The following is a 22767-nucleotide window of genomic DNA, read 5'->3' as shown; positions in this document are numbered from 1 at the left end:
TACTCTAGTCCTTAACAATAGCCGTGATTAGTGCCATATTCATGCTTTCTTGATTAAGTAAAACTTCATAATTGTGGATAAACTCAATCGAATGGCGGTGTTCGCCACCGTGGTGGCGGAGGGGTCGTTGGCCGGCGCGGCGCGGCGGCTGGGCATGACGCCGTCGGCGGTCAGCCAGCACATGCGTTCGCTGGAGAAGGCGCTCGGGGTGCCGCTGCTGCACCGTTCCACCCGCCGTCTGGCGCTGACCGAGGCGGGGGCGGCGTTTTACCCCGGCTGCGAGGCGATGCTGCAGCAGGCACAGCAGGCGGAGCAGCGGCTGGCGGAGCTGCGGGATACGCTGGTGGGCGAGCTGCGCATCGCCACCCCGGTCGGCATCGGCGGCCGATCGCTTGCGGAGGCGCTGGCGCCGCTGTTGCAGGCGCACCCCAAGCTGACGCTGCGGGTGCTGGCGGACGATCGCATCGTCGATATGATAGAGCAGCGGGTCGACATTGCGCTGCGGGCCAACCGGCAGCTGGCGGACGCCAATATGATCGCGCACCCGCTGACGGCGTGGCCGATGGTGCTGTGCGCCGCGCCGCGTTATCTCAGCCAGCATGGGGTGCCGGAAAAACCGCAGGATTTGGTGCAGCACCGCTGGATCTCCAGTGGCTACAGCGGGTCCCATCTGGACTTGCTGCACCAGTCCGGTCAGCAGGTTAAGCTGCGGCTGGCGGAAGGGCAGATCGTCAGCGAGAGCATGAACGTGATGCGCGCCTTTACCCGCGCCGGGCTGGGCATTTCCATTCAGCCGCTGTATGAAATTGGCGACGAGCTGCAGCGCGGCGAGCTGTTGCTGCTGTTGCCAGAGTGGCGGCCGGCGGCGCTGCGGCTGCACGCGCTGACGCTCGAGCGCAACGTGCCGGAGAAAAGTCGCCAGGCGCTGCGCTATTTGCGCGACTATTTTCGCCGCAATGGCGAAAAGGGACTTGCCAGCGGCGGCGATGGCGTCTTCAATTAGCAAGAGAATGCAGGAGGCCCCGTGGCGCAGCAGCTTGAATTTTTCGACATCCCCAGCCCGTGTCGCGGCATTTGCCAGGCCGACGATCGCGGATTCTGCCGTGGCTGCCTGCGCAGCCGCGAGGAGCGCTTCGGCTGGATGAGCATGAGCGACGCGCAGAAGCGCGAGGTGCTGCGCCTGTGCCGTCAACGTTTCCTGCGCCTGCAACGCGCCAATAAAGCGCCCGACGAGCCGCTGCCGGAACAGCCGTCGCTGTTTTAACCTTTCCTGATCTGCCGCACGTTCGTGTGGCTTACCGCTTCCCTGTGCCTCACCGGCTTGTGTATGCTGGCTGACAACTAATGTCATGAGGTTTTCGCAATGGTAGAACGTATTCGTCTCGCGCCGCAGGGGCCTGAATTTTCCCGCATGATTTGCGGTTACTGGCGGTTGATGGAATGGGGCATGTCGCCGCAGCAGCTGCTGACGTTCATCGAACAGCATGTCGAACTGGGCGTCACCACCGCCGACCACGCTGATATCTACGGCGGCTATGCCTGCGAACAGGCGTTCGGCGACGCGCTGCGTCTGAAGCCGGCGCTGCGCCAGTCGCTGGAGCTGGTGAGCAAATGCGGCATCGCCACCACCGCCAAGCCCGGCAACCCGATCGGGCATTACATCACCGACCGCGATCATATCGTGCAGAGTGCGGAACAGTCGCTGCGCCATCTGCATACCGACTACCTCGATCTGCTGCTGATTCACCGGCCGGATCCGTTGATGGACGCTGACGACGTGGCCGAAGCCTTCGTCGCGCTGCATAAAAGCGGTAAGGTGCGCCATTTCGGCGTTTCCAACTTTACGCCTGCGCAATTCCAGCTGCTTCAGTCGCGTCTGCCGTTCTCGCTGGCGACCAACCAGGTGGAGATCTCGCCGATTCATCAACCGGCCATTCTCGACGGCACGCTCGATCAGTGCCAGCAACTGCGCATCAAGCCGATGGCCTGGTCCTGCCTGGGCGGCGGGCGTCTGTTCAACGATGCCGAGTTCCAGCCGCTGCGCGACGAGCTGCAGCGGGTGGCGCAAGAGATCGGCGCCGAGACCATCGAGCAGGTGGTGTACGCCTGGGTGATGCGCCTGCCGTCGTCGCCGCTGCCGATTATCGGCTCCGGCAAGATTGAGCGGGTGCGTTCGGCGCTGAAGGCGCAGAAACTGGGGCTGACTCGCCAGCAGTGGTTCCGCATTCGCAAGGCGGCGCTGGGGTATGACGTGCCTTAAGGCGGAGCAGAAAAGAGGAAAGCCGGGCGGCGAAAGCGCCCGGCTTTTTTTACGCCGATCTTTAGGCCAACACCACCTGATCGGTGCTGAAGTGTTCGAGCGAGACGCCGATCAGCGTGACCTGGCTGTGGCCGAAGGCCAGCACCAGATCGTCGTTTTGCTGCGTGGCGTAGTCGCGGATATTCCCGCTGGCGCCTTCGGTGCCGATAAACACCAGCTTATCGGTGGCGTTGAAGCCATACAGCTGATCGCGGCCAAAGTCACCGCTGAACAGGAAGGTATTGCCGTTGCCGACGCCCTTCAGGATGTCATCGCCGCTGCCGCCGACGAAGGTCAGGTTGCCGCCGGCATGGCCGATCAGCGTGTCGTTGCCGGCGTTGCCGAACAGCCAGGCGTCGTGGCTACGGGCCTGCAGGACGTCATCGCCGTCGCCGCCGGCGGTGGCGGCGGCATAAGCTTTGAGGCCAGAGTCCGATTTCAATCCGGCGGCGGTCACCTGATGGTCCACCTCTTTGTTGAAGATAAGCCAGGAGGTTTCTTTGCTGCGCAGGGTAGCAATGTCGTCCGCCAGCGTAATGCCACCCTTGGCGTCGCGCAGATAAAGCGTGCTGCCGTCGTAGGCGACCTCGGTGTTTTTCAACGCCTGTTGGGTATCGAAGATATTGTGCCCTTTGCCGCCGGCGATCAGGTTATAGCCGCCTGTGTCGCGGAAGATATCGTCGCCGTCGCGGCCCTCGAGATAGTCGTTGCCTTTACCACCCTTGATCAGGTCATTGCCGTCGCTGCCGATGATAAACGTCGGCCCGCTGTGCGTTTCCGCGTTGCGGTTCAGGTCTTCCACCCAGGTATTGCCGCGTGTCACGTTCGACAGGTTGGAGACGATGAGGGTCGAGTCTTTGTCGGTCAGCGAATAAAACTCGGAGTTCAGCACCCGCATCAGACCGTCCTGATAGAAGAACGGCAGGTGCGACAGCCAGGTCGGAATGTTGAGAATGGAAAACGGCAGCAGGTTCCAGGCGTCCGATGCGTAGTGGTCGTTGAAGTTGACGATATTGTTGGTGGCGGAGGTATGGGGCGCATCGTGTACGCCTAACGACGCCCCGGTCAGCGTGGTGCCGTCGAGCGCGCGGAACACCGGATCGTTCTCGTAGCCGATGTTGATCACCTTGCCGCCGGCTTCGTACTGGGTCGGCGAGGCGAAGGCGACATAGTTGGACTGCGCGTAGAAGCCCCCCCAATTGGCGTCGCTCTGCGCCGCCATGCTGTTGACCGCCAGCCCGCCGAGGCTATGGCCGCTGACCACCACGTCCTCGCCGCTCAGCCCGTGCGCCTGCGCGAACTTCGCCACGTCGCCCAGCAGATTGCCGAAGGCTTTAAGCGTGTAGCCGTCGGCGTAGCCTTTTGGCCCGAAACCGGCCAGCAGATCGTTAATCACATCGCCGATGGTATCGCCGATCAACAACTCGCGCGGGCCGCTGGTGCCGCGAAATGAGATGCCAATGGCGGTGAGATTGCCTTCGCTGTCATATTTGCCCAGCACCTCGGCCTGAGCGGTGGTGTAACCGGCGGTCTCGCCGTAGTAGGTGCCGCGCGCATCGGTTTTGCCGGCGTAACCCAGCTGCGCGGCGCTGATCACCGACCAGCCGGCGTTATTCACTGCCTCCTGCGCGGCCTGTTCGGAATCGGGGTTCCAGGGAATGCCGGGCAGGCCGCCCTGCGACTGAGTGCTGCCGATCAGCGCGGTGACCAGCGTCAGCGGCAGGCCCAGTCCGAAACCGGTCTGGTGATAGCCCTCATCGAAGCCGTTATCGATATTGTGGTAAGCGTAGGTAGAGATGGCCAAGGCGTCGGAAAACAGCGCCTTCGACGCATTTTCGTCCAGATCCTTATAGCTAAAGATGCCCATATCAGTTCCTTATGACGTATGCCGCCTGGCCTGGAAGTGAACTCTCATGCGTCGGCGGTGGAAACAGGGAAACAACGTTAGCCGAACGACAGCTGGTCAGAGGACCAACATCGGTAAAATTATTATTAGCACCAAGTATTAATAATGCGAATCAAATTGACGAGATTGTGCGTTGACTAACAGCGCCGCTGTTGGGGCTTCTATACTGAAAACTCAACATAGTCATTAAGGAGACTGATTGATGAAACGTTATTGGTATGCAGCGCTCGGCCTGATGGCGTGTGGCGCGGCTCAGGCGGCGACAACCGACGTCGAGATGCACCTGGTGACCGGGCAGGGGATCGGTCAGGATATCGGCAAGGTGGTCATCAGCGAAACGCCCTACGGCCTGCTGTTCACGCCGAGCCTGAAAGCGTTACCGGCCGGGGTACACGGTTTCCACGTGCATGAGAAAGGCAGCTGTGAACCGGGCATGAAGGACGGCAAAGCGGTGGCGGCGCTGGCGGCCGGCGGGCATTTTGATCCGCAAAAGACCGGGAAACACCTCGGGCCGTATGCCGACGGGCACCTGGGCGATTTGCCGGCCATCTATGTGGCCGCCGACGGCATGGCAAACTATCCGGTGCTGGCGCCGCGGCTGAAAAAAATCAGCGACATTGAGGGCAAGGCGCTGATGGTGCACGCCGGCGGCGATAACCATTCGGATCATCCACAGCCGCTTGGCGGCGGCGGTGAGCGTTTCGCCTGCGGGGTGATCAAGTGATCATCCGCCGCTAACGGCCGGTACGGCGGCGGGCTGGCCCATCGCCTGCTGCAACTGCTGCAGCGAGCAGTAGAGCCGCCAGATCAGGCCGGCCAGATCGCGCGCCGCCAGTTCCGGGTGGTGCGCCAACGCGTTGCTCATGCGCAGCAGCTCCTGCAGCGTGGCGTCCAGCGAACTGTGCTGCACGCCTTTCTCCGTCATGATGCCGCGCAGGCAGTGGATACAGACGTCGCGCACCGCCGACAGCGGATCGGAACGGGTCTGCCAGTCGCGCAGCTGCCAGACGATATGGCTGCAGTTGAGCAGCACCACGCCCCAGCGCAGCAGCCAGGTGCGGGCCTCCTGATCCTGACTCTGATTGAGCTGGCTGATGCGATGATAGATCAGCGATTCGAACTGGCTTTCGCTCTGCTGCGGCCGTTTGCTCAGTTGATCGATAAAATCGCGCCGCAGCGCGCGGATAATGCGGCGGCTTTTGCGCTTGTCCGAACTGGGGCGCAGGATCTGAAACGCCAACCCGGCCAGCAGTACGCCGACGATTTTACCGATGTTGTCATTGATGAAGGACTGGTAGTCATAGCTCGGCGGATTGCTGACGGTCAGGAACGATCCCATAAAAACGATCAGCTGCCCCCAGAGCGCGGCATAAGGCGGATTCTGCAGCTTGAGCATTTGCATGGTCACCAGGATAGGGAACAGGAAGGCGCAGAACACCCAGAAGTCGTCAATCTGGATCATCAAACCGAATTTCACCACAAAGCAGGCGACCGAGAGCAGCAGCACCGCCTTGAGCAAGGTGCTGACGCTGTTGATCGGCGAAGGCGTGGAGGAGTAGAGCACGCAGCTGATGGCGGTGAGCGTCAGTGCCGCGCTGCCGGCGTCCCACTGCGTGTTGATCCAGTAGGCGCAGCCGATCACGATGCATAAAAAGGTGCGCAGGCCGTTATAAGCGGCTTCGTAGCTGTCGGTATGGCGCGCCAGCGAGGTGACGCGCGGCGGCTGGAGATCGCTGACCGCCGTGGCGCTTTCCAATCGCAGCAGCCAGCGGTTGCAGCGCAGGTAAAGCCAGCAGAAATCGCGCAGCCGCAGCCAGAAGGCGCGATGGCGGTAGTCCGCAGCATCTTGCGGCGCGATCTGCTGGAGCAGCCGCGCCAAACGGTATTTATCGGTGGCGGGATCGCGCAGCTCGTCCAGCAGTTGTGTCAGCACCGGCATCAGATTGGCGGGGTGATCCGGCCAGTTCAGCAGCATGCGGCGCAGGCTGGAAATGACGCTGGTAATGCGCAGCTGCTGGTGCAGCAGGTAGTTGAGCAGGTTGTTTTGCCGCCGCAGCCGGTAGTGGCTCCAGAATGCCTGAATGCGTAGCAGGTTCATGGTCAGGATCTGGCCGATGACCCCCTCGTGCGAGGTGCGCATCTGCGCGGTGATCTCCGGCTGCCACAGCATGGCGGCGTGCTCCAGCAGGCGTAGCTGCATACGCCGCAGCGAGGTCAGCAGGGCTTCGCCGTCCGAGGTGCTGGGCAGAATCATCATCATCAATCCGCCGCACAGAATGCCGGTGATCACTTCGCAAACCCGCGCCTGCGCGATGTCGAAGATCTGCTGGGTATCGGTGACGTTGACCGTGCCGAAGGCGATGATGGCGGCGGTATAGCCCGCCAGCGCGAATGCGTAAGAGACGTTGTTTTGGTAATGGTTGGAGATATAGGTACACAGCCCGATCCAGGCGGCGATGAACAGCGTAAACAGCCAGGGATCGTTCAGGCAGTGGCCGGCGATTGCCATCGACGCGGCGGCACCCATCAGGCTGCCGAAGATGCGGCCGATGCTTTTGCTGATCACGCCGCCGATGGTGGGGAAGCTCACCACCGCCGCGGAGGTGAGCGCCCAATAGGGTTCGTCGAGCTCGAGCACGAACGCCACCCACAGCGCGAGACACATCGCCAGCGAGTTGCGCAGCGCATAGCGCCATTGGCCGCCGGTCGCCTTACCCCAGGGGGTGCGGCTCCACTCCAGAAAAGGCAGGTTCACACTTTAGTTCCGCTGATGAATCGAAATGGTGCAGGTGGTGCCGGCGACCAGCGTCAAATCGGCGGGCACGTTGAGCAATTTTATCCGTACCGGCACGCGCTGAGCCAAACGCACCCAGGGAACATTAGGCTTAACGTCCATTAATAGATCGTTGCTGCTGTCGACGCTCTGATCGTAAATGGCGCGGCCGATGCTCTCTACTTCCCCTTGCAGCGGCGTGTTGCCGTTATATAAAACGATGTCCGCTTTATTGCCTTCTTTTATATGCTTCAGCTTGGTTTCTTCGAAATAACCGAGCACATAAAACGAATGCACATCCACCAACGCCACCAGGGGCGTACCGGCGTTGGCGTAGTTTCCGACTCGCGCTTGCAGGTTGGTGATATAACCGTCGGTTGGCGCATAAATTTTGGTTTTGCTCAAATTCCATTTGGCCTGTTCCAGGTTGGCCCGGGCGGCTTTATAGGCGGCCTTCATTGCCTGAGCGGCTAAATTCGACGCGTCCAAATCTTCAGCGGAAATAACGTTACGCGGCAAACCTCGACGGCGGGCGGCCTCGTGGTCCGCTTTGGCCAGATCGGATTGCGCTTTTGCCACCGCGGCCTCGGCATTGTCCAGCGCAATCTGGTAGGGCACCGGGTCGAGGGTAAAAATCAGACTTCCCGCAGGTACGAACTGATTGTCATTCGCGCTTATTTTCTCTAATCTTCCAGAGACTTCAGGGGTGATATTGACGAGTTCGGCGCGCACTTTTCCATCACGGGTCCATGGGGATTGCATATAATAATTCCAGAGCCACCAACCGGCGCAGACGGCAATGGCGCAGACGATCACCGTAGAGAAGTATTTTAATGTTTTACGCTGCATGGGTTACCAACTCGCTAAAATCCATAAGGAACCGCTGACGGTCAGAACGAAAATGGACAGGTCCATCAACATGGGATGCCAGATTTCACCGGAATACATCCAGTCCCTCAGCACCTGATGAATCAGCAGCCATAAGACCAGTCCTAGTAAAAAAGCTTTAAATATAGGTGGAAAATAAAGCGATGCCCCCAGGACCAAATCGGGCAAGGGGGATGAGGTGTGTAACCATGATGTATTCACATTAACAATCCCTAAGGGTGAATATGTTGAATATTTGCATAACGATTAAACAATAGCGGCTAAAAATAGTGGCTATTTCCACAATATACATTATATACATTTGTGTTTTTAATGTGAGTTACCCAAAATAGTCTAAACTCTGGGAGGTAATGTTAGCATGCTAATTATAAGGAGGGGGAAGTGGAGTCAACATTAGGTTCAGATTTAGCACGATTAGTTCGTGTTTGGCGCGCGCTCATCGATCATCGGCTCAAGCCGTTGGAGCTGACCCAAACGCACTGGGTCACTTTGCACAATATCAATCGTTTGCCGCCGGAGCAGTCGCAAATCCAGCTGGCCAAAGCGATCGGTATCGAGCAGCCGTCACTGGTTCGTACGCTGGACCAACTGGAGGAGAAAGGGCTGATCACGCGCCACACCTGTGCCAACGATCGCCGCGCGAAGCGCATCAAGCTGACCGACGCGGCCGATCCGATCATCAGGGAAGTGGACAGTGTGATCACGTCTACACGCAGTGAGATTTTAAGCGGCATTACCGCCGATGAAGTGCATCTGTTGGTAGGGCTGATTGGCAAGTTAGAACAAAATATCACCGAACTGCAGAACAAATAATAATATTCTTATTTTTCTACGATTACAGTTTCACAGCATCAGAAATAAAACCGGAGGCGATTGCCTCCGGTTTGTCGTTTGTCGCCGACTGGCTTACAGCGGAGAGACGGTGATGGTGTCGCCCATGCGCGCCATGCGCACGCGCTGGCCTGGGCTGAACTTGGTGTCGCCCGCTTTCTGTACCACCACGATGTTCTCTTTCTGGTCGGTTTTGATCTCCAGCTCGTAGCCGGAGGTACGGCCAGCTACTTCACCGATGCTGTTGCCCGCCGCGCCGCCGGCGATAGCGCCCGCCGCGGTAGCCAGCGTACGGCCGGTGCCGCCGCCAACGGTGTTGCCCAACAGCCCGCCAATCACCGCGCCGCCGATCATCCCCATGGCGTTGGAGCCTTCGCCGCCCTGAATTTTAACCGGACGCACGGAAACCAGCGTCCCGTAGGTGACGGTTTGCACCTGTTTGGCCTGCGAGGACGAGTAGACATCGCCGGACATGGATTCATTGGCACAGCCAGCCAGCGTAACGGCGGCGACGGCAACGACGAGAAGACGCTTGATCATATAAAACTCCTGATGGTAGTAGTCCATAACCTGGCAATGCTCTCCAGGCAAGATTCAGTGAAAATGATAGACAAAGTATGGCTGAAAGTTGACGCACCGCCATGCTTCATCGCTGTATGCAGCTTAACTTTTCTCTGTTCAACCAATAATAAACCGCGGTTTACCTTTATGACAGCCTTGGCGACATTCCGTCGCCTGTTATGGCACGGTTTAACACATCACCCGTGCCACAGCGGCGCCAAGGGGGCATCTGGCTCACGGAGCGTAAAAAAAGCATCATAATTCATGGCGTTAATCCGGAAATTCTGGTTTATTTGTCAGGATAAATTTTGCTTACCGCGCGGGTTAGAGGATGTTGCTATGAAGTCAGGCCGCTATATAGGTGTCATGTCCGGCACCAGTCTGGACGGAATCGATGTGGTATTGGCCGCGATCGACGATCGCATGGTGGCGCAGCAGGCCAGCTATAGCCATCCGATGCCGATGACGTTGAAAAAAGAGATCCTGGGCATGTGCCAGGGGCAGCAAACCACGCTGGCCGCCGTCGGCCGGTTGGACGCGCAGTTGGGCACGTTGTTCGGCGAGGCGGTACTCGGCCTGCTGAAGCAAACCGGTATCGACGCCGAACAGATCACCGCCATCGGTTGCCACGGCCAGACGGTGTGGCACGAGCCGGAAGGCGACGCGCGTTTCTCGATGCAGCTCGGCGATAACAACCGCATCGCCGCGTTGACCAATATCACCACCGTCGGCGATTTCCGCCGGCGCGACATGGCCTACGGCGGGCAGGGCGCTCCGCTGGTGCCGGCGTTTCATCAGGCGCTGCTGGGGCATCCCGTCGAGCGGCGCATGGTGCTGAACGTCGGCGGCATCGCCAACCTTTCTCTGCTGTTGCCCGGTACGCCGGTGCGCGGTTTCGATACCGGGCCGGGCAACATGCTGATGGACGCCTGGGTGTGGCGCCACCGCGCGCAACCTTATGATCAGGACGGCGGCTGGGCCATGCAGGGGCGGGTTTGTTTACCGCTGTTGCAGCAGATGCTGGCGGATCCATACTTCGCGCTGCCGGCGCCGAAAAGCACCGGCCGCGAGTATTTCAATATCGCCTGGCTGGAGCGGCAGCTGGCCGGATTGCCGGCGATGGCGCCGGTCGACGTGCAGGCCACGCTCACGGAGCTGACCGCCGTCAGCATCAGCGAACAGGTGCTGCTGGCCGGTGGGTGCGAGCGTCTGTTGGTGTGCGGCGGCGGAGCGCGCAACACGCTGCTGATGGCGCGCCTGTCTGCGTTGCTGCCGGGTACGGAGGTCGGTCTGACCGACGATTTCGGCGTCAGCGGCGACGATATGGAGGCGCTGGCGTTCGCCTGGCTGGCGTTTCGCACCTTGTCCGGCCAGCCCGGCAATCTGCCTTCAGTGACCGGCGCCAGCCGTGAAACGGTGCTGGGTGGGATTTATCCGGTTTTGCCATTGGGGGGCCGTTAGCTCTGTTAGGATAGCCTGTGAAGGATTTTTCTAAGGAGCAACAGCATGAAAAAAGTCATTTTCGTCGCCGGCGCGCTGGCGCTGTCCGGCTGCAGCTATATCCTGCCGCAAAGCAGCCAGACGATGCACTACCAGTGCGGCACTACGCCGCTGACGGTGGCGCTCGACGGCAAGGCGAGCGAAGTCAGCCTGCTGATGGATGGCGAGCAGCTGCATCTTAAGCAGGTGCTGGCGCTGACCGGTGCCAAATACAGCGACGGCAAATACACTTTTTGGTCGAAAGACCGTAACGCCTATCTTGAGCGCAACGGCAAGGTAGTCATGAGCGACTGCGTGTTGACGGAGTGAAGGTCGGCGGCGGCGTCGGAGCGATTGAGTTCCTGACGCCGCAGGCGCAGAATGTAACGACGGATTTTTCAGTTGGTCGATAACCCAGATGATTGAAAAGAATGAGTTTGATGTTGCGGACCTGCGCCGTGAATACACCCGAGGCGGCCTGCGCCGCAACGATCTGACCGCCAATCCGCTCGAACTGTTCGAGCGTTGGTTGAAACAGGCCTGCGACGCGCGCCTGGCCGATCCCACCGCCATGTGCGTCGCGACCGTCGACGAACACGGCCAGCCTTATCAACGCATCGTGCTGCTGAAGCATTTCGATGAGCAGGGGCTGGTGTTCTACACCAACCTCGGCAGCCGTAAGGCGCAGCAGCTGGCGCACAACCCGCATATCAGCCTGCTGTTCCCCTGGCACATGCTCGATCGTCAGGTGATTTTCCTTGGCCAGGTGGAGCGTCTGTCGACCCTCGACGTGCTGAAGTATTTCAACAGTCGCCCGAAAGACAGCCAGATCGGCGCCTGGGTATCGCAGCAATCGTCGCGCATTTCCGCACGTGGCGTGCTGGAAAGCAAATTCCTCGAGCTGAAGCAGAAGTTCCAGCAGGGCGAGGTGCCGTTGCCGAGTTTCTGGGGCGGATTCCGCGTGAAATTCGACTCCGTCGAGTTCTGGCAGGGCGGCGCCCATCGCCTGCATGACCGTTTCCTGTATCAGCGGGACGGGAATGACTGGAAAATTGACCGACTGGCACCCTGAAGACGGAAAATCCCCTCTAAGCGCTGGTGCTGACGCCGCCGGCGCTTTATTCTATGCGCTACCCTGAATTTTTATTTCGCCACTGGGCGAAAGGCCGTGTACCGGCAAAGGTGCATTCGTTTATACATGGAGTCATTGATGGCAAGCAGCAACTTGATTAAACAACTGCAAGAGCGGGGCCTCGTTGCCCAGGTCACGGATGAGGAAGCGTTAGCGGAGCGACTGGCGCAAGGGCCAATTGCACTGTATTGCGGTTTCGATCCGACCGCTGACAGCTTGCATTTGGGCCATCTGGTTCCTCTGTTGTGCCTGAAGCGCTTCCAGCTGGCCGGCCACAAGCCGGTGGCACTGGTGGGCGGCGCCACTGGCCTCATCGGCGATCCGAGCTTCAAAGCGGCGGAGCGCAAGCTGAACACCACCGATACGGTGAACGAGTGGGTCGAGAAGATCCGCAAGCAGGTTTCTCCGTTCCTCGATTTCGACTGCGGCAGCAACAGCGCCATCGCGGCCAACAACTACGACTGGTTCGGCGGCATGAACGTGCTGACCTTCCTGCGTGACATCGGCAAGCACTTCTCCGTCAACCAGATGATCAACAAGGAAGCGGTCAAGCAGCGCCTGAACCGCGACGACTCCGGTATCTCCTTCACCGAGTTCTCCTATAACCTGCTGCAGGGCTACGATTTCTCCGAGCTGTACAACCGCCACCAGGTGGAGCTGCAGATCGGCGGTTCCGATCAGTGGGGCAACATCACCTCGGGTATCGATCTGACGCGTCGTCAGCACCAGAAGCAGGTGTTCGGCCTGACCGTGCCGTTGATCACCAAAGCAGACGGCACCAAATTCGGTAAAACCGAGGGCGGCGCGGTCTGGCTGGCGCCGGAAAAAACCAGCCCGTACAAGTTCTACCAGTTCTGGATCAACACCGCCGATGCCGACGTCTACCGTTTCCTGAAGTTCTTCACTTTCATGAGCCTGGAAGACATCAACGCGCTGGAAGAAGAAGACAAGAACAGCGGCAAGGCGCCACGCGCCCAGTACGTGCTGGCGGAAGAAGTGACCGGCATGGTGCACGGTGCGGAAGGCCTGGCGGCCGCCAAGCGCATCACCCAGAGCCTGTTCTCCGGCGCGCTGCACGACATGACCGAAGCGGACTTCGCCCAGCTGGCGCAGGACGGCATGCCGACCATCAAACTGGACCGCGACGCCGACCTGCAGCAGGCGCTGGTGAATGCCGAGCTGGTGCCGTCACGCGGCCAGGCGCGCACCATGATCGGTTCCAACGCGGTGACCATCAACGGCGAGAAACAGTCCGATGCCGAATACCGCTTCAGCGATTCAGACCGTCTGTTCGGCCGCTACACGCTGCTGCGCCGCGGCAAGAAACATTACTGCCTGGTGGATTGGCAGTAAGCGAATAATAACGGTAAGGGGCCCTGGCGGCCCCTTTATTTTTGCGCAGCCGCCAGGCTGCGGTATTCCGAACGAGTTCTGTCGATGAAAAACATTCTTTCTATCCAGTCGCACGTGGTGTTTGGTCACGCCGGCAACAGTGCGGCGGAGTTCCCCATGCGCCGCATGGGCGTCAACGTCTGGCCGCTGAACACGGTGCAGTTCTCCAACCATACGCAATACGGCCAGTGGACCGGCTGCGTCATGCCGGCCAGCCATCTGACCGAGATCGCGCAGGGCATCGCCAATATCGATCAGCTGAAACGCTGTGATGCGGTGTTGAGTGGCTATATCGGTTCGCCGGAGCAGGGCGACCATATTCTGGAGATCGTGCGTCAGGTTAAGCAGGCGAACCCGAATGCCTGGTATTTCTGCGATCCGGTGATGGGGCATCCGGAAAAGGGCTGCATCGTGGCGCCGGGCGTGGCCGAGTTTCACTGCCGCCAGGCGCTGCCGTGCAGCGACATGATGGCGCCGAACCTGCTGGAGTTGGAGATGCTGAGCCAGATGGCCGTCGCCGACGTGGCCGATGCGGTGCAGGCCGCCCGAGCGCTGATCGCCAAAGGGCCGCGGCTGGTGCTGGTCAAGCACCTGGCCCGCGCCGGCTATCACGCCGACTGTTTCGAAATGCTGCTGGTGACGGCGGACGAGGCCTGGCACATCAGCCGGCCGCTGGTGGATTTCGGCGCGCGTCAGCCGGTCGGCGTCGGCGATTTGACCAGCGGTCTGCTGCTGGTGGATCTGCTGAAGGGCGAGGCGCTGGATAAAGCGCTGGAGCACGTCACCGCCGCCGTGTATGAGGTGATGCTGACCACGCAGGAGATGGGCGAGTACGAACTGCAGGTGGTGGCGGCACAGGATCGGATCGTGCAGCCGCGCAGCGAGTTCAAAGCGGTCAAACTGTAAGTGGCATTCGGCCCCGGCGACAGCCGCCGGGGCCCGATGTTTACTTCAATCCCTCGGCGTTCAGCGCCGCATCCACTGCCGGGCGAGCCGCAACGCGATCGAACCAGGCCGCCAGATGGGCATGCTTGCGCACGTCAAACTGCAAAGCGAACGCCCAACGCAACACGGTGAACAGGTAGGCGTCGGCCACGCTGAAACGGCTTCCCAACAGGAAGTGCTGCTTCGCCAGCACCGAATCCAGATAGCTGAACTGCTGCTCCAGCTTGGCACGCGCGATGGTTTTGTATTCTTCCGGCGTTTTCGGGTTGAACAGCGGGCTGAACCCTTTGTGCAGCTCGGTGGCGATGTAGTTCAGCCATTCGATCGCGTGGTAGCGCGACAGGGTGCCTGCCGCCGGGATCAGGTTGCGATCCGGCACGCGGTCCGCCAGGTATTGCACGATCGCCACGCCCTCGGTCAGCAGGCTGCCGTCATCCAGCAGCAGCGCCGGTACCTGTCCTTTGGGGTTGATAGCGAGGTAATCGGCGCCGCTCTCGGTTTTCTTCTGCGCCAGGTCGACCTTCTCCGCCGTAAAATCCAGCCCTGCCTCACGCAGCACGATATGCGGGGACAGCGAACAGGCGCCGGCTTTATAGAACAGTTTCATCGGAAGCTCCTTGTTGATGACGAATGACGGGCATGCTTAACCTCTCATCGTAGTCCCATAGCGCCAAAATTACAGCGGCTTAGCTAACATATTTAACCGATGATCGCCTCGGCGGGCTGCAGCTGCGCCAGCGTTGCGGCGATCTGCTGTTGCAGCGCCTGCGGCGCCACCTGCATCGGCGAGCGCAGCTCGTTGGCGATCAGCCCCTGCTGGGCCAGCACCGTCTTGACCGGCGCCGGATTGGGGAAGCTGAACATCTGGTGGATCATCGGCAGCAGCTCGTAGAAGTTGCTGCGCGCCGCGGCCAGATCGCCGGCGGCGACCTGCTGCGTCAACTGGACGAAACGTTCCGGGTGAACATGCGCGGCGGCGGAGATGGCGCCGGTGCCGCCGAGACACAGCGTGGTGAGGATCAGATTGTCTTCCCCGGTCATCACATCGATTTCGCCGTCGGCGATCAGCGCCATGGTGGCGTCAGGGTTGCCGCCGCAGTCCTTGATGGCGGTGATGCGCGGGTGGCGTGCCAGCCGGCGCAGCGTGGCCAGTTCCATGGCGATGCCGGTGCGCTGCGGAATGTTGTACAGGATAACCGGGACGGTTGAGGCGTCGGCCAACTGGGTGAAATAGTCGATCAGGCCGCATTGCGAAGGGCGGATGTAGTAAGGCGCCGGGATCAGTACGCCGGCGATGTCGCGCAGCTGAATGGCCTGCTGCATCTGCAGCGTGGCGGCCATGTTATTGCCGGACAGGCCCATCACCACCTGATGGGCGGGCGCCACGTCCAGCACGGCGTCGAGCACCGCCAGCTGTTCTTCTTTGCTCAGCGCGGCGGCTTCACCGGTGGAGCCGCAGACCACCAGACCCTCGATGCCGGCGTCGAGCAGGTGCCGCGCCAGGCGTTTCACCGCCGGCAGATCGACGGCATCCTGATTGAAAGGGGTAACCATCGCCACCCAAATACCCGAAAATGAGGCCATAAAATATTCCTTCTGTGTGACCGACAGAGAAGCCAGATGAGAAAATTGAAGGCGGGGCGTTGCGTGCCATCCAGTCAGCTCATCTGACGGGACAGCTCGCCCCGGTCAAATGAGCGTCTGTTTCTTCGATTTAACCGCCGCCAAACCGCCAACGGGCAACGCAGGTATCATCAGCATGTCAGCGTTGCGTGGGTAGGCCATGGCGGTCTCGTGAAAAGGGGAAGTGGGGTGATAATGAATAGTCTTCATCAGGCTGTCAATTTACAACAGATTGATAACATTGTTATTCATGATTCGTCAGCGGGGATGAGTTTGGCTAATAAATAAAAATCCCCGCAGCGGCGGGGAGGGTTTGGCCGGCTCAGCGCGGCGGGCGGGAGCCGATGGTGGCGGACCAGCTGAAGGTGTCGCCGCTCGGCCGGTAGCGGTTGGCCTTGCGTTCTGCACGCTCCGCCTTGGCGAGCTTCGCTCTGGCGGCCATGATGCGCGCCACCACTTCATCCTTGACCTTGTGCTGTTCGGCGTTGGTCAGCGGCCTGCCATGGCTTTTGCGCGCCTTGTCCAGTTCGGTTTTCACTTCCCGCTGTTCGCTTTCCGTCATCTCTTTCAACGTCAACTTTTTCATCTGTGCCGCCCGTTCGGTGAAGTTGGCTTTCAGTTTAACGGTGTTATGTGACCGAAAATGTTACGGGCATAACGAAAATGCCCGCTAAGCCCACGTTACACCTCTTCCAGCAGATCGTCGACAAAGCGCCGCATGCGTTCGGTGCGCAGCTCGGCCATGTGTCGCCCGGCGGCGGTCTGGAAGCCGTCTTGCAGTTTGAACAGCTTGGTTTCGAAGTGGTCCAGGCTGAAACGCTTGTCGTCATATTGACGATGTTCGGCCCGCGGGTCGGCGGCATCATACAGCGCGCTGCGCATGCGGCCGCCGATATAGAAGCAGCGCGCCACGCCGATGAGGCCGATGGCGTCGAGGCGATCGGCATCCTGCAGGATCTTCGCTTCCAGCGTTTGCGGGGGGATGCCGGCGGAAAAACTGTGCGCTTCGATGGCGTGAGCCACCGCCGCGATATCTGCCGGCGCCCATTCCAGCCGGGTCAGCGTCAGCGTGGCCTGCTCCGCCGCCATGCGCGAGGCCAGATGGCGCTGGGGTGAGTTTTTTTCCACCGCGACGGCGTCGTGCAGCAGCACCGCCGCACAGAGAATGCGACGGTCGCCGCCTTCCAGCTTGCTGATCCGACGGCAGTTCTTCCAGACCCGGTGCAGATGTGCGACGTCATGCGAACCGTCGTCCGACTCGAGGGTAAGCGGCAGCAGCGTTTGCGCCAGCGCCTGGTAGGGGGAGAAAGGTTGTAACAGCTCTTGCGTCAGTGAGGGTAAAGACACGTTCAGCTCCTGTTGGGGAAATCGGTCAATCAGCATAGCCGCGTCGGATGCCGGGAGAATGACAGAAAAACGGCTATTGTTTACTAAAGTGCAACCCACTATTGTCATAACTGCGGTTTTTGCAGCGAAACAAGCAACCTAGAATAGCCGCATTCCGCCGTCTCCGCTTGGTGAGAGCCTGTGTCCGCGGAGATGGCCGGAATATCCTCATCAGCCATTGGAGAAGAGACATGCCAACCCCTCTTGAGATAGTGCGCGCAACCTATGAAGGCAGTTCCGAAGAAAACGGCCGTAATCTGCTGGCGGCGCTGGCCCCCGATGCCGAGTGGACCGAGGCTGCCGGTTTCCCTTACGCCGGTACCTATATCGGCCCGGAGAACATCATCAAGAACGTGCATCAGCGCCTGGGTAGCGAATGGCAAGGTTACCGCGCCGACGTCGATCACTTTTACGACGCCGGCGACAATGTGATCGCGCAAGGTTTTTATCACGGCACCTACCGGGCCACCGGCAAATCCTTCAGCGCCTCTTTTGCGCATATTTATACGCTGCGCGCCGGCAAAATCGTGAAGTTCGTGCAGATCGTCGACAGCGCTAAAGTGCTGGAAGCGATGCAGCCTTAATCGCCGCCGCGCTTGCCGAATTTGCGGTCGAACTCGCGCCGGTAACCCCGAGCCTTGTTGCGATCGCGGATCCACAGATAGCCGCACACCAACGCAACCGCTCCCGAGAAGGTGACGTTGCGCATATCCCGGTCATACCAAAACACCAGCAGCGCATCCAGCGCCGCAATCAGCGCGATCCATTTATACATATGGGATTGACGCCGCGTGGCGGCATTGAGTCGCTTTAACTGTCTGGCTTCGTCCAACACCGGTTTTTGCTGCATAGCGTTTCGTTATCATCAGGCTGTTCACGCTAAATTAGCAGAATTTCCCTCACCGTCGCAAAGATTAACGCGTGGCGTCATGCGGTTTTCCCCGCCCCTGGCGCGGCGCAGAAAATTTGTGCGCGGGTGCTTGAATTGTCCATTGGGCGTGGTAGGTTATTTATTCGCTATTTTTGGGTTTTTATTCAATATTCGCCGTGTCATCAAGCTGCAGCACTGGGCGGTTAACGTGATGGGTTCGATACATGCGGCGGTTAACTTCGGCAGGAGGATGTGATGAACGATAGAACGGCACGCCCGCAGGATGTGGTTCAACAACAGCTTGACGCCTATAACGCCCGCGACATCGACGCTTTTATGGCCTGCTGGGCGGACGACGCGCAGTATTTCGAGCATCCCGACACGCTGCTGGCCAGCGGCAAGGCGGCGATCCGCGAACGGCATCTGGTGCGTTTCCAGGAGCCGAGTCTGTATGGCGAACGGATAAAACGCATGGCGGTGGGGAACATGGTGGTCGATCAGGAAGTGGTGACGCGCAACTTCCCGCAGGGGCGCGGCAAAATGGATGTCATCGCCATCTACGAAGTGGAACAGGGGCGGATCGCCAAAGCCTGGTTCAAGATCGGCCCCTGCGTGCCGGATGAGGGTGCGCTCTAGCCGCGCATTATTGCAACGCCATCACCGCCTCTATCTCTACGCACACCTGCGGTGAGAACAACGCGCTGACCGCCACCAATGAACAGGCCGGCAGCGCGCCATCGAAATAGTCAAACAGCACCGGGCGCACGCCCGCCAGATCGGCGATGTCGGTCAGGAACACGCTGATTTTAATCAATGCCTTGAGATTCACGCCTTCGCTGGCGGCGATGGTCGCCAGCTGTTCGAGGATCTCCTGCGTCTGTTCCGGCGCGCTCAAGCCTTGCGCGTCGGTGGCGAAGGCCGTCAATCCCGACACGTACAGGCGATCGGCGTGGCGCACCGCATGTACATAGGGGCCGCCCGGCGTAGGCAACTGCGGATAATTCGTGCGTTTTAATGATGTCATGATCAAACCCCGCGCAAGACCGGTTAATAAAATCGACAAACTTGGTTAGGATACTGGGGAAACGGCGGCCAGACGCCGCACACCGATGATATTTGAGAGTATCATCCCTCTTTATTTTATACGTCGTCTCTCACGCGAATGTGACAGTGCGGCGCAGATCGGCCACAAGGACGCATGAGACGATGAACCCGCTTTTTACTCCCTACCTGCAACGCTGGCAACTGGAACAGGACGGCAAAGCCTTCGAAACCCACAGCAGTCTGCTGATGCCGGTGCGTTACCGGGGCGAGGCGGCCATGCTGAAGATCGCCCGCGAGCAGGAAGAGCGCTTCGGCGGCCAGCTGATGTGCTGGTGGCGCGGGGAAGGCGCCGCGCAGGTGCTGGCGTGGCACGACGACGGCATCCTGCTGGAGCGCGCGCAGGGTGAAGGCTCGTTGGCGCAGCTGGTGCGAGACGGCGACGATGAACAGGCCACGCAGATCCTCTGTCGGGCGATCGCCGCCTTGCATGCGCCGCGAGCGGAACCGTTGCCCGAGCTGATCCCGCTGCAGGAGTGGTTCAGCTCGCTGTGGCCGGCGGCGCAGGCGCATGGCGGCATGCTGCGTCTCAGCGCCACGACGGCAGCGGAGCTGCTGAGCAGCCCGCGAGAAGAGAGTGTGCTGCACGGCGATATCCACCATGACAACGTGCTGGACTTCGGCGAACGCGGCTGGCTGGCGATCGATCCCAAACGCTTGTACGGCGAACGGGGCTTCGATTACGCCAATATCTTCTGTAATCCCAACTACGGCATCGCCACCGATCCGGCCATTTTCCAGCGGCGCGTGGAACAGGTCTGCCGCTTGGCCGGGCTGGAGCGCCGGCGCTTGCTGCAATGGATCCTGGCCTGGTCGGGGCTCTCCGCCGCCTGGTTTATGGAAGATGGGCAGGCGGCGGATATCGACTTCCGCGTGGCCGAGCTGGCGGCGCGCGCATTGGATCTCCCGCTGCCGGACGGCGATTCAGGGTTCATCCTGCCAGTAATCGAGCGAGGTTGAAGGGCGCTGCAGGTAGCGTACCTGCTCACCGTCTGCGCTGCGCGCCATCGCCTGGTATTTGCCGGAATCCGGATACATCACCAGCTCAGGCTGCTCGCGCGTGCTGACGGACAGGTACTTCAGCGGCGCATCGGAGGTGTTGATGATCTGGTGCGGATATTCCGGGCCCGGCGGAATGAAGATGACATCCCCGCTGACGAGCGGCAGCATTTCTCCGGCCACCCGCAGCGTACCGCTGCCTTCCAGAATGATGAACATTTCCTCCTGAGCGTAGTGAAAATGATAGGGGCAGGAACGCATGCCCGGCGCCACGCAATCGAAGGAGGCGCCCAGCTTGTCGGCGGCGGTGCCGGTGCCGAGGCGAGCGCCAACGCTGTCATACAGCGGCAGCCGCCGATCGTGTTGCTTATCTACCCGTTCGATATTGCGTATCAAGCGCTGAGCTAACAGCGCGGCTTTCTCAGTCATAGGCTTCCTTGGTGACGATGTCACTTATTATGTGAATTGACATTCAGACGACAGAGAAAGTGAAGGCGTCGCCGCCGAGCTTGTCAATGCGCGGCGTGCGTTTGGCATTTTATGCTGCCGTTCCTCGCCGCGGCAGCGACAGCAGCAGATGGGCGATGGCGCCGCCGACAATGCCCCAGAAGGCCGAACTGATGCCCAGTAACGTGACGCCGGAGGCGGTGATGAGGAAGGCGATCAGCGCTGCGTCGCGCTGTTTCTCATCATGCAGCGCGCGCTGCAGGCTGCCGCCGAGGGTGCCGAGCAGCGCCAGCCCGGCGATGGTATGGATCAGGGCGACCGGCAACGCGCTGAACAGCAGGCCGATGGCGCCGCCGAACAGCCCGGCCAGCAGGTAGAAACCGCCGGCGGCCACCGCGCCCATATAGCGCCGCTGCGGATCGGGATGCACGTCCGGCCCCATGCAGATGGCGGCGGTGATCGCGGCGATGCACACCGAGAAGCCGCCGAACGGCGCCAGCAGCAACGCGGTCAGCGCCGTCCAGGCGATCAGCGGTGACGTAGGCACGCGGTAGCCCGCCGCCTGCAGCGTGGCGATGCCGGGGGCGTTCTGCGAAGCCATGGTCACCACGAAGAAGGGTACGCCGATGCCCAGCAGTGTCGGCCAGCTGAAGTGCGGCGCGATAAATTCCGGCATGGCGAACGCCGGCGCATGCTGTGTCAGCTGGATATTGCCCTGCAGCGCGGCGATCGCCAGCCCGGCCGCCAGCGTCAGCACGATAGCGTAGCGCGGTTGATAACGGCGGCTGAGCAGATAGGCCAGCGCCATGCCGGCGCTAAGAGGGAAATTGAGCTGCAGCGAAGCGAAGGCGTCCAGACCGAAACGCAGCAGGATCCCCGCCAGCATCGCGGCGGAAATCGCCTGCGGAATGTAGTCCATCAGGCGGGCGAACAGCCCGGTGATGCCGCACAGCAGGATCAGAGCGGAAGCGAAGATAAACACGCCGATCGCCTCGTTGATCGGCGTGCTGGGCAGGCTGGTGACCAGCAACGCCGCGCCGGGCGTCGACCAGGCGGTGAGGATCGGCGTGCGATAGTAAAGCGACAATCCCAGCGAGGTGACGCCCATCGCGATCCCCAGCGCGCTCAGCCAACCGCCGATCTGCGCCGGCGTGGCACCCGCGGCGGCGGCGGCCTGGAAAATGATTGCGGCAGAGCTGGTGTAACCTACCAGAACGGCGACAAAGCCGGCCATGACGGCGGGCAGGGTCAGATGGCGCAGGGAGAGGGCTGGGCGCATGAGAAGCTCCAATCGGTGGTTGTGCGTTATAACGCACGTTGAGAAATCAGCATAGCACCGTGCGCTATAGCGCACAAGCGGGTATAATTGGGCTCGACACGCAGAGGAGAACTGGATGCAGGAACTTGCCGGCCATTTGGCACACACCCTTCGCACGCTGCGCGCACAGCGCGGTTGGAGCCTGACGCAGGCGGCGGAATACACCGGCGTCAGCAAGGCGATGCTCGGGCAGATCGAACGCGGCGAATCCAGCCCGACGGTGGCGACGCTGTGGAAGATCGCCACCGGTTTCAACGTGGCGTTCTCCGCTTTTCTCGAAGCCTCCCCCGCGCAGCAGCAGGCGACGCTGCACCGCTACGGCGATCTGCCGGTGTACGATCAGGACAACGCCGATATGCGCGTGGTGCCGCTGTTTCCCTACGATCGCCAGCTGGGTTTCGATATGTTCGTCATCGATCTTGCGCCGGGCGCGCTCAGCGAGTCGTCGCCCCATGAGCCGGGCGTGATCGAGCATGTCATCGTGATCAGCGGCCGGTTGGAGTTGGCGATAGACGGCGAATGGCACAGCCTGGCCGCCGGCGAGGCGATGCGCTTTCAGGCCGATCGGCCGCACGCTTACCGCAACGCCAGTTCACAAACAGTGCGTATTCACGATCTGATCCACTATCCTCAATCCTGACTCAACGCGGCGGCCACGGGCTTTGACTCCGCGCCGCCAAACGCCTACCTTGTTGAAAATGACTCTTATTTCACAGGCTGTCGCCCACGACGGGGCGGCGTTGCAGCCGACTCAAAAGGAGCTTGATTTTGCCGGTCACCAATCGACGTCAGTTTATTAAACTCAGTGCACAAACC

At 60.5% G+C, this 22767-nt stretch carries 27 protein-coding genes; 14 read left to right on the top strand and 13 right to left on the bottom strand.

The window, feature by feature from the left end; translation table 11 throughout:
- The first annotated feature begins 73 nt into the window (after positions 1 to 73).
- The 3 genes from C9411_RS08415 (at position 74) to C9411_RS08405 (ending at position 2260) form a co-directional block, all read left to right on the top strand.
- Positions 74 to 1003: a LysR substrate-binding domain-containing protein gene (locus C9411_RS08415; RefSeq protein WP_197816717.1), complete on the top strand. Its 930-nt coding sequence runs from the start codon at positions 74 to 76 to the stop codon at positions 1001 to 1003.
- Between the two features lie 21 nt (positions 1004 to 1024).
- On the top strand, positions 1025 to 1264 hold the full coding sequence (locus C9411_RS08410) for a DUF1289 domain-containing protein (protein ID WP_019455980.1): 240 nt from the start codon (positions 1025 to 1027) through the stop codon (positions 1262 to 1264).
- Positions 1265 to 1363: 99 nt separating this feature from the next.
- Positions 1364 to 2260: an aldo/keto reductase family oxidoreductase gene (locus tag C9411_RS08405; protein ID WP_063989721.1), complete on the top strand. Its 897-nt coding sequence runs from the start codon at positions 1364 to 1366 to the stop codon at positions 2258 to 2260.
- A 61-nt stretch (positions 2261 to 2321) separates the two neighbouring features.
- Here the strand turns inward: C9411_RS08405 and C9411_RS08400 are convergent, their stop codons facing one another.
- Entirely contained in the window at positions 2322 to 4166 is a 1845-nt protein-coding gene (locus C9411_RS08400) for a hypothetical protein (protein WP_063989722.1), read from the bottom strand.
- A 241-nt stretch (positions 4167 to 4407) separates the two neighbouring features.
- On the opposite strand from C9411_RS08400, the gene sodC reads away from it, so the two are divergent.
- On the top strand, positions 4408 to 4929 hold the full coding sequence (sodC, locus tag C9411_RS08395) for a superoxide dismutase family protein (RefSeq protein WP_063989723.1): 522 nt from the start codon (positions 4408 to 4410) through the stop codon (positions 4927 to 4929).
- On the opposite strand, the gene C9411_RS08390 is transcribed toward sodC, so the two are convergent.
- From C9411_RS08390 to C9411_RS08380, 3 genes are read right to left on the bottom strand one after another with little or no spacing between them, the layout of a single operon-like run.
- Entirely contained in the window at positions 4930 to 6960 is a 2031-nt protein-coding gene (locus tag C9411_RS08390; protein WP_107226864.1) for an FUSC family protein, read from the bottom strand.
- Between the two features lie 3 nt (positions 6961 to 6963).
- Positions 6964 to 7827, bottom strand: coding sequence for an HlyD family secretion protein (locus C9411_RS08385; RefSeq protein ID WP_107226863.1), 864 nt, complete (start codon positions 7825 to 7827; stop codon positions 6964 to 6966).
- Between the two features lie 3 nt (positions 7828 to 7830).
- The gene (locus C9411_RS08380; protein ID WP_074181202.1) at positions 7831 to 8067 is read right to left on the bottom strand and encodes a DUF1656 domain-containing protein; all 237 of its coding nucleotides are present in this window, start codon (positions 8065 to 8067) and stop codon (positions 7831 to 7833) included.
- Between the two features lie 180 nt (positions 8068 to 8247).
- Between C9411_RS08380 and slyA the strand changes: the two genes are divergently transcribed.
- Positions 8248 to 8679 carry a transcriptional regulator SlyA gene (gene slyA, locus C9411_RS08375; RefSeq protein ID WP_038874827.1) on the top strand — a complete coding sequence of 144 codons (432 nt, stop codon included), beginning with the start codon at positions 8248 to 8250 and terminating at the stop codon, positions 8677 to 8679.
- A gap of 93 nt (positions 8680 to 8772) precedes the next feature.
- On the opposite strand, the gene C9411_RS08370 is transcribed toward slyA, so the two are convergent.
- Positions 8773 to 9237 (bottom strand): glycine zipper 2TM domain-containing protein, encoded by a 465-nt coding sequence (locus tag C9411_RS08370; RefSeq protein ID WP_028128178.1) that lies wholly within the window; start codon positions 9235 to 9237, stop codon positions 8773 to 8775.
- A gap of 360 nt (positions 9238 to 9597) precedes the next feature.
- Between C9411_RS08370 and anmK the strand changes: the two genes are divergently transcribed.
- From anmK to pdxY, 5 genes are all read left to right on the top strand, one after another.
- A complete protein-coding gene (anmK, locus tag C9411_RS08365; protein ID WP_063989726.1) occupies positions 9598 to 10719 on the top strand; it encodes an anhydro-N-acetylmuramic acid kinase in 1122 nt (373 codons plus the stop codon).
- Between the two features lie 45 nt (positions 10720 to 10764).
- On the top strand, positions 10765 to 11067 hold the full coding sequence (locus tag C9411_RS08360; RefSeq protein ID WP_004931294.1) for an MliC family protein: 303 nt from the start codon (positions 10765 to 10767) through the stop codon (positions 11065 to 11067).
- A gap of 88 nt (positions 11068 to 11155) precedes the next feature.
- Positions 11156 to 11809 carry a pyridoxamine 5'-phosphate oxidase gene (pdxH, locus tag C9411_RS08355; protein ID WP_049201958.1) on the top strand — a complete coding sequence of 218 codons (654 nt, stop codon included), beginning with the start codon at positions 11156 to 11158 and terminating at the stop codon, positions 11807 to 11809.
- Between the two features lie 138 nt (positions 11810 to 11947).
- Positions 11948 to 13222 (top strand): tyrosine--tRNA ligase, encoded by a 1275-nt coding sequence (gene tyrS, locus C9411_RS08350; RefSeq protein ID WP_048323245.1) that lies wholly within the window; start codon positions 11948 to 11950, stop codon positions 13220 to 13222.
- 84 nt (positions 13223 to 13306) lie between these two features.
- Complete coding sequence (pdxY, locus tag C9411_RS08345) at positions 13307 to 14167, top strand: pyridoxal kinase PdxY (RefSeq protein ID WP_049201956.1); 861 nt, start codon at positions 13307 to 13309, stop codon at positions 14165 to 14167.
- Positions 14168 to 14207: 40 nt separating this feature from the next.
- Here pdxY and gstA read toward each other — a convergent pair whose 3' ends face one another.
- The 4 genes from gstA to C9411_RS08325 form a co-directional block, all read right to left on the bottom strand.
- On the bottom strand, positions 14208 to 14813 hold the full coding sequence (gstA, locus tag C9411_RS08340) for a glutathione transferase GstA (protein WP_016927904.1): 606 nt from the start codon (positions 14811 to 14813) through the stop codon (positions 14208 to 14210).
- Between the two features lie 92 nt (positions 14814 to 14905).
- A complete protein-coding gene (gene dapA / locus C9411_RS08335; protein ID WP_107226862.1) occupies positions 14906 to 15790 on the bottom strand; it encodes a 4-hydroxy-tetrahydrodipicolinate synthase in 885 nt (294 codons plus the stop codon).
- Positions 15791 to 16151: 361 nt separating this feature from the next.
- On the bottom strand, positions 16152 to 16415 hold the full coding sequence (locus tag C9411_RS08330) for a DUF3811 domain-containing protein (protein ID WP_004938373.1): 264 nt from the start codon (positions 16413 to 16415) through the stop codon (positions 16152 to 16154).
- Between the two features lie 95 nt (positions 16416 to 16510).
- The gene (locus C9411_RS08325; protein WP_063989728.1) at positions 16511 to 17212 is read right to left on the bottom strand and encodes an HD domain-containing protein; all 702 of its coding nucleotides are present in this window, start codon (positions 17210 to 17212) and stop codon (positions 16511 to 16513) included.
- 194 nt (positions 17213 to 17406) lie between these two features.
- Here C9411_RS08325 and C9411_RS08320 point away from each other — a divergent pair, with 194 nt between their 5' ends.
- A complete protein-coding gene (locus tag C9411_RS08320; protein ID WP_004938379.1) occupies positions 17407 to 17799 on the top strand; it encodes a nuclear transport factor 2 family protein in 393 nt (130 codons plus the stop codon).
- Here C9411_RS08320 and C9411_RS08315 read toward each other — a convergent pair.
- The gene (locus C9411_RS08315) at positions 17796 to 18065 is read right to left on the bottom strand and encodes a hypothetical protein (protein ID WP_107226861.1); all 270 of its coding nucleotides are present in this window, start codon (positions 18063 to 18065) and stop codon (positions 17796 to 17798) included. The two genes, C9411_RS08320 and C9411_RS08315, sit on opposite strands and share 4 nt — an antisense overlap.
- Before the next feature lie 276 nt (positions 18066 to 18341).
- On the opposite strand from C9411_RS08315, the gene C9411_RS08310 reads away from it, so the two are divergent.
- Positions 18342 to 18722 carry a nuclear transport factor 2 family protein gene (locus C9411_RS08310; RefSeq protein WP_063989729.1) on the top strand — a complete coding sequence of 127 codons (381 nt, stop codon included), beginning with the start codon at positions 18342 to 18344 and terminating at the stop codon, positions 18720 to 18722.
- Between the two features lie 7 nt (positions 18723 to 18729).
- Here the strand turns inward: C9411_RS08310 and C9411_RS08305 are convergent, their stop codons facing one another.
- Positions 18730 to 19110, bottom strand: a complete 381-nt coding sequence (locus C9411_RS08305; RefSeq protein ID WP_107226995.1) for a RidA family protein — start codon at positions 19108 to 19110, stop codon at positions 18730 to 18732.
- Positions 19111 to 19292: 182 nt separating this feature from the next.
- Here C9411_RS08305 and C9411_RS08300 point away from each other — a divergent pair, with 182 nt between their 5' ends.
- The gene (locus tag C9411_RS08300; protein WP_063989730.1) at positions 19293 to 20147 is read left to right on the top strand and encodes an aminoglycoside phosphotransferase family protein; all 855 of its coding nucleotides are present in this window, start codon (positions 19293 to 19295) and stop codon (positions 20145 to 20147) included.
- On the opposite strand, the gene C9411_RS08295 is transcribed toward C9411_RS08300, so the two are convergent.
- Positions 20112 to 20615, bottom strand: a complete 504-nt coding sequence (locus C9411_RS08295; protein WP_107226860.1) for a cupin domain-containing protein — start codon at positions 20613 to 20615, stop codon at positions 20112 to 20114. The genes C9411_RS08300 and C9411_RS08295 overlap by 36 nt on opposite strands.
- 109 nt (positions 20616 to 20724) lie before the next feature.
- Positions 20725 to 21912: a benzoate/H(+) symporter BenE family transporter gene (locus C9411_RS08290; protein WP_107226859.1), complete on the bottom strand. Its 1188-nt coding sequence runs from the start codon at positions 21910 to 21912 to the stop codon at positions 20725 to 20727.
- A gap of 115 nt (positions 21913 to 22027) precedes the next feature.
- On the opposite strand from C9411_RS08290, the gene C9411_RS08285 reads away from it, so the two are divergent.
- The gene (locus tag C9411_RS08285; protein WP_033638405.1) at positions 22028 to 22591 is read left to right on the top strand and encodes a helix-turn-helix domain-containing protein; all 564 of its coding nucleotides are present in this window, start codon (positions 22028 to 22030) and stop codon (positions 22589 to 22591) included.
- Positions 22592 to 22767: the final 176 nt, after the last annotated feature.

It is taken from the genome of Serratia sp. Nf2 (assembly GCF_003028435.1).
GTDB lineage: Bacteria > Pseudomonadota > Gammaproteobacteria > Enterobacterales > Enterobacteriaceae > Serratia > Serratia marcescens_L.
Note: the sequence above shows the minus strand (reverse complement) of the source record. Positions and strands in the feature narration are given on the sequence as shown.